At 64.4% G+C, this 11,784-nt stretch carries 10 protein-coding genes, 1 other RNA gene and 1 pseudogene; 9 read left to right on the forward strand and 3 right to left on the reverse strand.

The annotated features are described in order from the left end of the window. Nucleotides 1–11: 11 nt before the first annotated feature. The gene (gene dnaX / locus C1M51_RS16350; protein ID WP_129451461.1) at nucleotides 12–1,856 is read right to left on the reverse strand and encodes a DNA polymerase III subunit gamma/tau; all 1,845 of its coding nucleotides are present in this window, start codon (nucleotides 1,854–1,856) and stop codon (nucleotides 12–14) included. A 120-nt stretch (nucleotides 1,857–1,976) separates the two neighbouring features. Here dnaX and C1M51_RS16355 point away from each other — a divergent pair, with 120 nt between their 5' ends. Next, nucleotides 1,977–3,092 (forward strand): AIR synthase-related protein, encoded by a 1,116-nt coding sequence (locus tag C1M51_RS16355; RefSeq protein ID WP_129451463.1) that lies wholly within the window; start codon nucleotides 1,977–1,979, stop codon nucleotides 3,090–3,092. Nucleotides 3,093–3,147: 55 nt separating this feature from the next. After that, nucleotides 3,148–3,245, forward strand: an RNA gene (ffs, locus tag C1M51_RS16360) — signal recognition particle sRNA small type. 85 nt (nucleotides 3,246–3,330) lie between these two features. On the opposite strand, the gene C1M51_RS16365 is transcribed toward ffs, so the two are convergent. After that, a complete protein-coding gene (locus C1M51_RS16365) occupies nucleotides 3,331–3,945 on the reverse strand; it encodes a response regulator transcription factor (protein ID WP_051511930.1) in 615 nt (204 codons plus the stop codon). Continuing rightward, nucleotides 3,945–6,866, reverse strand: coding sequence for an ATP-binding protein (locus C1M51_RS16370; RefSeq protein WP_129451465.1), 2,922 nt, complete (start codon nucleotides 6,864–6,866; stop codon nucleotides 3,945–3,947). The genes C1M51_RS16365 and C1M51_RS16370 overlap by 1 nt, the downstream gene beginning before the upstream one ends. 260 nt (nucleotides 6,867–7,126) lie before the next feature. On the opposite strand from C1M51_RS16370, the gene C1M51_RS16375 reads away from it, so the two are divergent. From C1M51_RS16375 to C1M51_RS16400, 7 genes and pseudogenes are all read left to right on the forward strand, one after another. Continuing rightward, on the forward strand, nucleotides 7,127–8,617 hold the full coding sequence (locus tag C1M51_RS16375; protein WP_129451466.1) for a YHS domain-containing protein: 1,491 nt from the start codon (nucleotides 7,127–7,129) through the stop codon (nucleotides 8,615–8,617). 92 nt (nucleotides 8,618–8,709) lie between these two features. Beyond that, on the forward strand, nucleotides 8,710–8,964 hold the full coding sequence (locus C1M51_RS16380; protein WP_129451468.1) for a toluene-4-monooxygenase system B family protein: 255 nt from the start codon (nucleotides 8,710–8,712) through the stop codon (nucleotides 8,962–8,964). A 36-nt stretch (nucleotides 8,965–9,000) separates the two neighbouring features. Next, nucleotides 9,001–9,336 carry a Rieske 2Fe-2S domain-containing protein gene (locus tag C1M51_RS16385; protein WP_129451469.1) on the forward strand — a complete coding sequence of 112 codons (336 nt, stop codon included), beginning with the start codon at nucleotides 9,001–9,003 and terminating at the stop codon, nucleotides 9,334–9,336. 17 nt (nucleotides 9,337–9,353) lie between these two features. Beyond that, nucleotides 9,354–9,680 (forward strand): MmoB/DmpM family protein, encoded by a 327-nt coding sequence (locus C1M51_RS16390; RefSeq protein WP_129451471.1) that lies wholly within the window; start codon nucleotides 9,354–9,356, stop codon nucleotides 9,678–9,680. A 33-nt stretch (nucleotides 9,681–9,713) separates the two neighbouring features. Then, nucleotides 9,714–10,700 (forward strand): aromatic/alkene monooxygenase hydroxylase subunit beta, encoded by a 987-nt coding sequence (locus C1M51_RS16395; protein WP_129452236.1) that lies wholly within the window; start codon nucleotides 9,714–9,716, stop codon nucleotides 10,698–10,700. A 96-nt stretch (nucleotides 10,701–10,796) separates the two neighbouring features. Beyond that, a pseudogene (locus C1M51_RS19295) lies at nucleotides 10,797–10,946 on the forward strand (2Fe-2S iron-sulfur cluster binding domain-containing protein); the annotation flags it as partial. A 150-nt stretch (nucleotides 10,947–11,096) separates the two neighbouring features. Beyond that, a complete protein-coding gene (locus C1M51_RS16400) occupies nucleotides 11,097–11,780 on the forward strand; it encodes an FAD-binding oxidoreductase (RefSeq protein ID WP_242500057.1) in 684 nt (227 codons plus the stop codon). Nucleotides 11,781–11,784: the final 4 nt, after the last annotated feature.

The following is an 11,784-nucleotide window of genomic DNA, read 5'->3' on the forward strand; positions in this document are numbered from 1 at the left end:
GTTCGAATAGGTCAGACGGGTTTGATCGACCCCGGCACGATGCGGGCCGTCTTGAACTGCGCCGTGAGCTGCAGCACCAGGGGGTCGTTGTGGATCAGCGCCTCGGCCTCGCGCTGGCGCTGCTCGCGCGCCGCCGCATCGCGCCGCGCCGGCGTGTCGTTCACCACGCCGGCCTCGACGTCCAGCACCACCGCGTGACCCACCGCCGTGGCCAGTGCCGCCTGCAGGCGTTCGGCATGGTTCGGGTTGCGCAGGCTCTCGCGCTCGACGCGCAGCCGCAGCCGTGTCTCGCCGGCATCGATGGCCACGCACTCGGCCTGCAGCGCCAGCTCGCGGACCAGCGCCGCGATCGCGTTCGCATCGATCAGCTGGCGCACCAGGGCGGCCCAGCGGTCACCGAGCGGACCGCGGGTCATCTCGGTCGGCGCAGGACCATCAGCGGCATCGTCGCGCGCGGCGGTCGGGGGTGCGGGGCGCGGTGCCATCGTCGCCGGGGGCTGCGACATTTCTTCCGCCAGCGGGATGTCTTCCTCCCATGGCGGGACGCTGGACGGGCTCTTGGCCGTCAGCGGCGCAGGCGGACGGATCGGCACGGGGTCCGCCTTGGACGGAGGCGCCACGGCAAGGCTCGCGGTTGCCGGCGAACGGGCCAGCGGCACGGCAGGCGCCGGGCCGCGCACGAGGGCCGTTGTGGCACGCGGCGCCGCTGCGGGCGTGGCCTGGCCGGGTCGCACCACCGTCTCGGCGCGTGCTGCACCCGGCGGCCTGAATGCCAGCATGCGCAGCAGCACCATCACCAGGCCGCTGTATTCGTCGGGCGCCAGCGCCAGCTCGGCGCGGCCGTGCAGCGCGATGCTGTAGAGCAGCTGCGTCTCGTCGGCCGGCAGCAGGCCGGCGCGCTGCACGAGTGCCGCGGTGTCGGGATCGGCGGCGTCCAGCGCATCGGGCAGCACCTGCAGCAACGCGAGCTGCTGCAGCACCACCGCCATCTCCTCCAGCGCACCCTCTGCCGACAGGCCCTCGGCGCGCAGGGTATCGGCCGTGGCCACCACGCCGGCGCCGTCACCGGCCGCCAGCGCATCGATCAGCGCATAGACATGGCTGCGGCCCACGGCGCCCATCATCTGGCGCACGCCGGCTTCCTGGAGCGTGCCGGCACCGAAGGCGATGGCCTGGTCGGTGAGCGACAACGCGTCACGCATCGAGCCGTGCGCGCCGCGCGCCAGCAGCCGCAGCGCTCCCGGCTCGGCGGCGATGCCTTCGGCCGCCAGCACCTGCTCCAGGTGCGCGAGCACCGTCTCGGGCGCCATCGGCCGCAGGTTGAATTGCAGGCAGCGCGACAGCACCGTGACCGGCACCTTCTGCGGGTCGGTGGTCGCCAGCACGAACTTGAGGTACTCGGGCGGCTCCTCCAGCGTCTTCAGCATCGCGTTGAAGGCGGTGCTGGAGAGCATGTGCACCTCGTCGATCATGAAGACCTTGAAGCGCCCCACCACCGGCTTGTAGGCCGACTGTTCCAGCAGCTGCGAGATCTCGTCGACGCCGCGGTTCGAGGCCGCGTCGAGCTCGGTGTAGTCGACGAAGCGGCCGGCGTCGATGTCGCGGCAGGCCGGACACACACCGCAGGGCTGCGCAGTGATGCCGCCCTGACCGTCGGGCCCGGTGCAGTTGAGGCTCTTCGCGAGGATGCGCGACACCGTGGTCTTGCCGACGCCGCGCGTGCCGGTGAACAGGTAGGCGTGGTGCAGTCGCTGCGAGGTGAGCGCGTTGGCCAGCGCCTGCACCACATGCTCCTGGCCGACCATCTCGCCGAAGTGGCGTGGACGGTACTTGCGGGCCAGGACCAGGGTGCTCATGCCCGGCAGTTTACCGGCCGGGGTGGAAGCCCCCGGCCGCAGGGGTGCCGGATAATCGACGCGAATCCGCGGTCTGCCCGCGCCGCGCCACCCGCTTCTCGGGCCCCTGCCCTGCCGATCATGACCACGCCCACCCCCACCCCGCTGAGCTACGAACAGGCCGGCGTCAACTACGACCTGATCGACCCGCTGAAAGTGGCCGCGCAGCGTGCCGCCAAGGACACCGCGAAGAACCTCGCCGCGCACGGTTTCGGCGAAGTGGCGGCGTCGCGTGGCGAGTCGGCCTACGTGGTCGACGTCGGGCCGTTCTACCTGGCCAGCATCGTCGAATGCCTGGGATCCAAGGCCCTGGTGGCCGACGAGATGAAGGCCCTGACCGGCCGCAGCTATTACGCCGGCATCGCGCAGGACACCATCGCGATGGCGATCAATGACCTGATCACCGTCGGCGCGACGCCGCTGGTGGTGCAGGCCTACTGGGCCGCCGGCGGCAGCGAATGGTTCGGCGATGCGCAGCGCGCGCAGGCGCTGGTGGCCGGCTGGAAGCAGGCCTGCGACACCTGCGGCGTGGCCTGGGGCGGCGGCGAGACGCCGGCGCTGGCCGGCATCGTGGAGGCCGGCCGCATCGACCTCGCGGCCTCCTGCACCGGGCTGATCAATCCGAAGTCGCGGCTGTCGGTCGGCGATGCGCTGGCACCGGGCGATGCGATCGTGCTGCTCGCGTCGAGCGGCATCCATGCCAACGGCCTGAGCCTGGCGCGCAAGCTGGTCGAGCGGCTGCCGCAGGGCTACCTCACCGAGGTGGCGCCGGGCCTGAGCTATGGCGAGGCGCTGCTCGCGCCGACCACGCTGTACTCGCCGGTGACCGAGGCGTTGTGGAACGCGCAGATCGTGCCGCACTACAGCGCCAACATCACCGGCCACGGCTGGCGCAAGCTGCTGCGCCACCCGGCCAACCACACCTACCGCATCCACAGCGTACCGCCGGTGCCGCCGGTGCTGCGCTTCATCGCCGAGCACGCCGGCCACGACGCGCGCGAGGCCTACAGCACCCTGAACATGGGTGCCGGCTTCGCGCTGTTCGTGAAGGCTGCCGATGCGCAGCGCACCGTCGAGGTCGCGCACCAGCAGGGCGTTGCCGCCTGGGTCGCGGGCACGGTCGAGGCAGGCCCCAAGCAGTTGCTGATCGAACCGATCGGCGTGCGCTTCGGCGACGACGACCTGCAGCTGCGCTGACGGTCTTTCCCTCGTCGGGTCCGGGACGCGCGACCGGTCGCCTACAATCGTCGGTGACGGGCCTCCCCGCATGGGGGCGCGGCCAACCGGGTCAGGTCGGGAACGAAGCAGCCCTAACCGTTAGCCTCCAGTGCCGGGGTCGGGCTCGTCACCTTTTCCCTTGCACCCCTGGTACGGCGCGCACTCCAGCGTTCGCGCAGAGTTCCGACCCATCGATCGCGTTGTGCGGCCCTCTCCCCTAGATGGCGAGTTCCTCGAAGATCCGGGCCAGGGAAACCATCGAGCGGACGCACATCTTCTTCATGATGTTGTGTCGATGGACCTTGATGGTGACCTCCGCGACACCCAGCCTGGCAGCAATCTGCTTGTTGAGTCCGCCGCCGATCAGCAATGCAAGAACTTCCTTCTCGCGTGGTGTGAGGGTCTCATAGGCCTCTCGAAGCGCCCGCAGTCGATCGGCCTCCAACCTCTCGCCGGCATCTCTTTCGAGGGCCTGTCCGATGGCGTCCAGGAGATCCTGATCGCGAAACGGCTTTGAAAGAAACTCCACCGCCCCCGACTTGATGGCCCGGACCGCCATCGGTATGTCGCCATGTCCCGTGATGAAGATGACGGGAATGGAGTCCAGGCGCTTCTTCAGCTCGTGATGGACATCGATGCCACTGAGGCCTGGCATTCTCACGTCCAGGACGACGCAGGCTGTTGCGGCCGACCGCTGGTATCGAAGGAACTCGGTGGCGGAGGAAAAGGTCTCGACCTGCAGACCAACCGACCGGATCAAGCTGCTCAGGGCCTCTCTCACCGAGAGGTCGTCATCGACGACGTAGACCACCGGGGACGACAGGCCATCCATCATGAAGCCCGGACGATGGGCATGCTGAAGATGAAGGTCGCCCCGAAATCATCGTTCACGCGTGCCCAGAGCCGTCCGCCCTGGGATTCCACGATCGACCGGCTGATGCTCAGTCCCATGCCCATCCCGGAGGGCTTCGTCGTGTAGAAGGCATCGAAGATCCGGTCAGCCATGTCCGGTGTGAAGCCGACGCCGCTGTCGCGGATCTCGATGACGAGGTTCTCGTTGCCGTCGTCGTAGGCCTCCACGAGCATCTCGCGGGGACGATCACCGACCGAGCTCATGGCCTCGATGCCGTTCATGACGAGATTGAGGACGATCTGCTGCATCCGAACCCGATCGATGAACGTCGGGTCCAGTGCCGACCTTGCCTGGAACTGCAGTGACACGCGAGCACGGTCCGCGAGATCACGAACCATGTCGAAGACCTCGGTGATGACGTCCGCGACATGCAGCAAGACCCTGTCCGGATCGTCTCTTCGCAGGAATCCTCGGATCCTTGCAATGACCTCGCTGGCGCGATTCGCATCCCGAACGATGCGATCGACTGCCTTCCGTGCCTCGCGGTCGTTTCGGGGGTTCCCGGCCAGCCAGCGCGTGCAGGCCTGGGCATTGGCGACAACCGCCGCCAGCGGCTGGTTGACCTCGTGCGCGATGGACGCCGCCAGCTCACCCATCATCGTCACCCTCGCCACACGGGCAAGCTCGACTCGAGCCTCGGCAAGGGCATCCTGGGCGGCCTTGCGCTCGGTGATGTCCTCCACGACCCTGACCAGCATGGGTTCAACCCCTTCCCGGCCGGGGACGATCGAGACACTGGTGTTGGCCCAGAGGTAGCTTCCGTCCCGGCGAAGGTACCTTCTCTGGACGTGATAGTCGCCCGAACCATCGTCGACGAGCTGGTTGATCCTTGCATGGGTGAATTCGCGATCTTCCTCCGGCGTCAGTTCGAGAAGGGAGGTGGCCTTGAGCTCCTCTTCGGAGTAACCCAGCATTCTCAGGAACGCCGGGTTCGCCGCGATGACGCGCGCCTCGATGTCGGTCAGTGCGATGCCCGCCGCAGAATTCTCGTAGACCGCTCTCCACCGTTGCTCCCACTCGCGGAGGGCGGCGTGGTTCTTCTGCAGTGACCGTCGATCGTCGATCAGCTGGCGCGTGAGCAGGGATATGTCGTCACTCTGACTGGTCAGTTCCATCTGCAGCGCATCGCGCGCGAGCTTCATCATCACCAGATTGCGGACACGCGCGCGCAGCTCATGCGGCGAGAAAGGCTTGGTCACGTAGTCCTGGACCGACTCGGCCAGCAACCGAAGCTTCAAGGTGTCATCGGCACGGGCGGAAAGCACCAGAACCGGGATGTTGCCAAGAGTCCTGCGGGAACGCAGTTGGCTGATCAGCTGATCTCCATCCAGGACGGGCATCATGAGGTCGGTGACGATGACGTCGGGTGGCGTGGCGGAAAGCGCGATCCCCAGTGCCTGGGATCCGTCTCGCGCGCAGAGGATCCTGTAGTTGTCTCGAAGCGTTTCGGTGATGAAACGCATCATGTCGATGTTGTCCTCGACGACCAGGATCGTGGGAAGGTTCTCCTGCCTCGAAGCCGCGGCGAGGTCCTTCGGCCTTTCGAGATGCCTGACGGGCTCCTCGGCCGGCACGTCGTTGGTCGATTCGTAGGGATCGTCCGTGGCGATCCTGACGTAGGTGCCCGGGACCGCGTGGCGAGGTATCTCGATCTGGAACAGGGCGCCACCGCCCGGCGCGTCGGTGGTGGAGATCGTTCCTCCGTGCAGGTCCACGAAATCCTTGGCGATGGAGAGCCCCAGTCCCGTTCCCTGCGTGTCCGGGGAAAACGGCTTCGACTGATGAAAGCGCTCGAAGATCTCGCTCCTGGACTCGATCGGAATCCCCGGACCGCTGTCCTGCACCACCAGCAGCGCGCGCTCGTCGCTGATGAGCTCGAGGGTGCAGCGGATCCGCCCGCCCGATGGCGTGAACTTGAAGGCGTTGGACAGGAGATTGAGAACCACGCGCTCGATCTTCTCCGGATCGACCTCCGCGACCAGCATCGTCGGCGTCTCGATCGAGTAGGAGATCGATCGCTGCCGCGCAACGGCGTCGAAGTGAGCGGCGGCGGCCCTGATCAATGAAACCAGATCGATCCTCACGAAATTGAGGACCATCTTCCCGGCGTCGACCTTCGCCAGATCGAGCAGCGCGTTGACGTGCCGGAGGAGTGTCGACGCATTGCGGTGAACGACCTCGAGATCCTGTCTCTGGGCTTCCGAGAGATTCGTTCCGTTCGACAGAAGTGACTCCGTCGGTCCGAGGATCAACGACAGGGGTGTGCGCAGTTCGTGACTCACGTTCGCGAAGAACGTGCTTTTCGTGCTGTCGAGAAGCTGGATCCTGGCGAGCAGCCTCTGGAGTTCCTCGTTCTTTCTCGCGATCTCGGCTTCGGCTCGTTTCTTGTCCGTGATATTCCGACCTTCGGGGAGCAGGAATACTATTTTTCCTTCGTGATCACGTATCGGCAACAGGGAATAGTCGACGATTATCGTGTCCTCACCGGCCGCCTGGCCGAATATCTCCACGTCGCAGCGAATGAATTCCCCGCGGCCTGCTCGACGAACCAGATCCCGCTGGAGTTCGCGCGTTTCCTGAGAAACAGCCCACCAGCGCGTCTCCCAGAACGGTCGGCCATAGATGGCGGCAAGTTCGATACCCGCACCCTCCAGTGCGGCCCGGTTGATCTCGAGGACCAACCCGTTTGCGTCGAGCAGTCCGACGAACTCGTACAGCTCGTCGAGAACGATCTTCGCAAGCTTCTCCCGTCGCGTGCTCGCGCTGTCTTCCGGATGCAACTGCACATTGCGCACACACAGAGAATCCGACTGACGTGGGTTTATGGAGATGTCGGCCATGGCTCTGCTCACTCTGCATGCGGAGGTTCAGGAAATGCCCTTCCGGGGAACTTTGCGTGGATAGTTTATGGTTTATTAAATTGGATTGAAACTAAACCAAAGTATAGGTCCGTTGAACCATTTGCCAGTTTCACTTCGCGATGTGACGAACAAGAATGATCCCCATCGACGGCCAACCGGATGACCGGTCAGCGGGTCGGAAGGATGGTCATCAGAACAGGGCCGGCACCACGCGCTGCGGCCCAATCGACGGAGACGAAATGGGCATGCTCGAGAGGCTGGATTGGTACGACCTGGCTCGTTCGACGAGTTGGACGCCCTCCTATGTTGCCGAGGCCGAACTGTTTCCCCCCGAGCTCTCGGGTGACATGGGCATCCCGATGTCGGAATGGGAGAAGTACGACGAGCCCTACAAGGTCACGTATCCGGAGTACGTGAAGACTCAGCGAGAGAAGGACGCCGGAGCCTACTCGGTGAAGGCCGCGCTCGAGCGCAGCCAGATGTTCGAGCGGGCCGACCCGGGGTGGCTCAGCGTCCTGAAGGCGCACTACGGTGCCATCGCACGTGCCGAGTACGCCGCGGCATCGGCAGAGTCCCGCATGGCGCGATTCGCCAAGGCTCCCGGTCAGCGCAACATGGCGACGCTGGGAATGCTGGATGAGATTCGCCATGGCCAGATCCAGCTGTTCTTTCCTCACGAGTACTGCCCGAAGGATCGTCAGTTCGACTGGGCCTTCAAGGCATACAGCACCAACGAGTGGGCGGCGATCGCGGCGCGCCACATGTTCGACGACATCATGAACACGCGGAGTGCGGTCGGTGTCGGATTGATGCTGACCTTCGCCTTCGAGACCGGCTTCACCAACATGCAGTTCCTGGGACTGGCGGCTGATGCCGCGGAAGCAGGGGACTGGACTTTCTCGAACCTGATCTCCAGCCTGCAGACCGACGAGTCACGTCATGCGCAGATCGGCGGCCCGCTGATCCCGATTCTCCTTGCGAACGGCAAGAAGGACGAGGCGCAGAGGATGATCGACATCGCCTTCTGGCGATCGTGGAAGCTCTTCTCGGTCCTGACGGGACCGATGATGGACTACTACACGCCGCTGGAGCATCGCAAGCAGTCCTTCAAGGAATTCATGCTCGAGTGGATCGTCGGACAGTTCGAACGATCGATCCTCGACCTGGGACTGGACCGGCCCTGGTACTGGGATCTCTTCCTGGAAGAACTCGATGACCAGCATCACGGGATGCATCTCGGCGTCTGGTTCTGGCGCTCGACCGTCTGGTGGAATCCGGCTGCCGGCGTGACCCCATCGGAGCGCGCCTGGCTCGAGGAGAAGTACCCCGGGTGGAATGACCGATGGGGCGAGCAATGGGACGTGATCGCCGAGAACCTTCTCAATCACGAACGAGAGAAGACCTACCCGGAAACGCTCCCGGTGGTATGCAACATGTGCAACCTGCCGATCAATTCGGCCCCGGACAAGGTGACCGATCACCCGCTTCAGCACAACGGCCGGTGGTATCACTTCTGTTCCAAGGGCTGCAAGTGGTGTTTCGAGCAGGAACCGTCCCGATACCAGGGCCATCTTTCCATCGTTGATCGGTTCCTGGCCGGGGATATCCAGCCTCCGAATCTCGCCGGCGCTCTGGCTTACATGGGCTTGGCTCCCGGGGAGATCGGGGACGACGCCCATTCGTACGCCTGGGTCGAGGCATACCGGGCCCCCGAGAGAAGCCGCGCCTAGCGCATTGCCTGGGTTCCCCTGGGGCAGCGCCCCGAAGGCCCTGCTTCCCGCCAGGGACGCACACATCCGTTCATCAGTCTGGGAGGCCTCGAGTGGCGCTGTTTCCTCTGACGTCGAAGTTTCAAGGGGACTTCGTTCTGCAACTGCTGGCCGTGGACTCGGCGGATTCCATGGATGTTGTGGCGGCATCCGCAGCCAGGCACTCCCTCGGGAAGCGCGTGATGTCGAGGCCCGGAATGGTGCTTCGTGTGCGACGCCAGGGTACGGGTGATTCCTTTCCTCGCGACATGAGCGTCGAGGACAGCGGTCTCTATCCGACTGAATGCATCGAAGTCTTCTGGGAATGATCCGGGGCTGACATCTTTTCGCGAGGCTGGTTCTGAATGGCATATACGAGGATTTGCACGACCGATGATCTCTGGGAAGGCGAGATGAACGCCTACGAGATCGACGGGCACGAGCTGGTGGTCGTCTGCATCGAGGGGGGAGCGATCCGGGCGTATCAGGGCGCCTGCCCGCATCAGGACATCCCGTTGGCCGAGGGAAAGTTCGATGGGAAACACCTGATCTGCCGTGCGCATCAATGGATCTTCGATGCCGGCACGGGCGAAGGGATCAATCCCGGCGGCTGCAGGCTGGCCAGCTATCCGATACGGATCGACGGCAATGAAGTCCATGTCGATACCGAAGGCGTCACGCCATTGTTTGCTCGTGCCTGATCAGAAAGCGTACGAACGTGGATCAAGAGAAAACCGGCAACGACGCTTCGCCACACCGAGTCAACAACACCGTCGGCCCCATCCTGCGCCGAGGAGAACTGGCACGAGCCGTCGCGGAAGCGGCGGTACTGGACAACCCGGACAAGGAGATTCGCGTCGATGACAAGGTGGCCTATGTCCGCGTGGAGTCCGAAAGCGAGATGGTGATACGCCGATCAACGATCGAGGACATGCTCGGGCGCCCTTTCAGGATGCGCGACATCGAGGTGGATCTCTCGTCCTTCGCCGGACGCATCGAGATCTCGTCGGAGCACATACGGTTCTATTACAGCAGGCATCTCTGAATGTTGAATGCCGTCAATCGACAAGGTCAGGACATGAATCAACCGGAGACACTCAAGCCCCTCAGGACATGGAGCCACCTGGCAGGGCGCCGGCGCAAGCCGAGCGAGTACGAGATCGTCTCCGTCGGCCTGCACTACAGCGACCGCCAGGCGCAGGCTCCTTTCGAGCTGGATCCCGACATGTTCATGTCGCGCTGGTACAGGAAGTACAGGAACGAAAGCCCTTTGACCTGCGATGACTGGAACGCCTTCCGGGATCCAGACGAACTGGTCTACAGAACCTACAACCTGCTGCAGGACGGACAGGAGACCTATGTCTTCAGCGTCCTGAGTCAGTTCAGCGAACGAGAGCATGACAAGGGGCTCGACCCGGCCTGGGCCGGAACATTGGCTCGCTTGCTGGCCCCGAGCAGGTACGTCTTCCATACCTTGCAGATGGCCTCCGCCTACGCGATGCAGATGGCACCTGCGAGCACGATCTCGAACTGCTTCGCGTTCCAGGCCGCGGACTCGCTGCGCTGGGTCCATCACACCGCATACAGGACCGAGGAGCTGTCGAGGACGTTCGTCGGCAAGGGCTTCGGGGTCGACGAGCGCCAGTACTGGGAGGAAGACCCGGCTTGGCAAGGCATGCGAGAGCTGATGGAGAAAGTTCTCGTCGCATGGGACTGGGGCGAGGCCTTCGTCGCACTGAATCTGGTCGCCAAACCGGCGATCGAGGAGTCGCTGCTGCGTCGATTCGGAGACGTGGGACGACACAACTCGGACACCCTGCTCGGGATGCTGACGGACGCTCAGGCGCTCGACGGGGCAAGGCATCGACGGTGGGCCACCGCGCTTGTGCGCATGGCGAATGCCGTGCCCGGGAATCGAGAAGTCCTGAGGGCCTGGGTCGGCAAGTGGGAGCCCCTGGGCGACGCCGCGATCGACGCCTTCTGCGGTGCCTTGCCGGACGCCCCGAGCGCTGCCTCGGAGGCAAGGGCCGCCACGAGAGAGTTCCGTCGGTCACTGGATCTCTGATCCGATCGATCGTTCGGATCGCCGCGGCATTGTCGGATGGAGCATATGGATGGCTGGAAATCCATGATCAGTCGCATTCGGATCGACGGCGTCCCGATGCCGGTCCTGCAGGTTGGGAACGACACGGTTCTTCGCGCTGCACTGCGAGAGGGTGTCGGGTTTCCGTACGAGTGCAATTCGGGTGGGTGCGGCAGCTGCAGGTTCGAGCTGCTCGGCGGGGAGGTTCACTCGCTTTGGCCGGAGGCTCCCGGGCTGTCGGATCGAGACAGGCGACGCAAGCAACTCCTGGGATGCCAGAGCCGCGCCTTGGGAGACATTGCCATCAAGGTCCGATGCTCTCCGGAGTTCGTTTCCGCGCATCGCCCCCGGCGGCGGCGGGCCCGCCTGATGTCGAGCGTGGATCTGACTCATGACATGCGCGAGTTCAGATTCGCGACGGACTCCCCAGCCGAGTTTTCTCCGGGGCAGTACGCGAGCGTCGCCCTCGGAGAGTCCGGCATCGTTCGATCCTATTCCATGTCGAACCTGCCGAATGTCGACGGGCAGTGGCACTTTCAGATCCGACGCGTCCCTGGCGGCGCGGCGACGGGGTGGCTTTTCGGACAGTCGCGCATCGGAGATGAAGTCGAGATCGATGGGCCTTATGGACTCGCGTCGCTGCGTGAGCACGTTCGTCGCGACATCGTTTGCGTGGCAGGTGGGTCAGGACTGGCGCCGATGGTCTCCGTTGCGCGAGGTGCGTCGGCTGCAGGCATGCTCGAAACGGGCAGATTGCACTTCTTCTACGGGGCACGCGAACCGCGGGATGTGTGCGGCGACGATCTGCTGCGCCAGCTTCCTCAGTATCAGAAGGCAATCCGCTACTGCGCCGTGGTGTCCGGTGCACAGCGGGATCGATCTGCCTGGAGTGGCGAAACCGGCTATGTCCACGATGCCGTGGCACGTCATCTCGGGGCGGACCTCGATCGCTACGAGTTCTATTTCGCCGGTCCTCCGCCGATGACCGAGGCGCTCCAGGAAATGCTGATGCTCCAGTTTCGGGTCCCGAATCGGCAGCTTCATTTCGATCGTTTCTATTGAATCT

The organism is Methylibium sp. Pch-M (assembly GCF_004136295.1).
GTDB lineage: Bacteria > Pseudomonadota > Gammaproteobacteria > Burkholderiales > Burkholderiaceae_C > Methylibium > Methylibium petroleiphilum.

Coding starts and splice junctions, on each gene's coding strand:
- C1M51_RS16375 (WP_129451466.1), top strand. CDS start 7,127: ATGGGCATGCTCGAGAGGCTGGATTGGTACGACCTGGCTCGTTCGACG.
- C1M51_RS16385 (WP_129451469.1), top strand. CDS start 9,001: ATGGCATATACGAGGATTTGCACGACCGATGATCTCTGGGAAGGCGAG.
- C1M51_RS16370 (WP_129451465.1), bottom strand. CDS start 6,866: ATGGCCGACATCTCCATAAACCCACGTCAGTCGGATTCTCTGTGTGTG.
- C1M51_RS16365 (WP_051511930.1), bottom strand. CDS start 3,945: ATGGATGGCCTGTCGTCCCCGGTGGTCTACGTCGTCGATGACGACCTC.
- C1M51_RS16395 (WP_129452236.1), top strand. CDS start 9,714: ATGAATCAACCGGAGACACTCAAGCCCCTCAGGACATGGAGCCACCTG.
- C1M51_RS16355 (WP_129451463.1), top strand. CDS start 1,977: ATGACCACGCCCACCCCCACCCCGCTGAGCTACGAACAGGCCGGCGTC.
- dnaX (WP_129451461.1), bottom strand. CDS start 1,856: ATGAGCACCCTGGTCCTGGCCCGCAAGTACCGTCCACGCCACTTCGGC.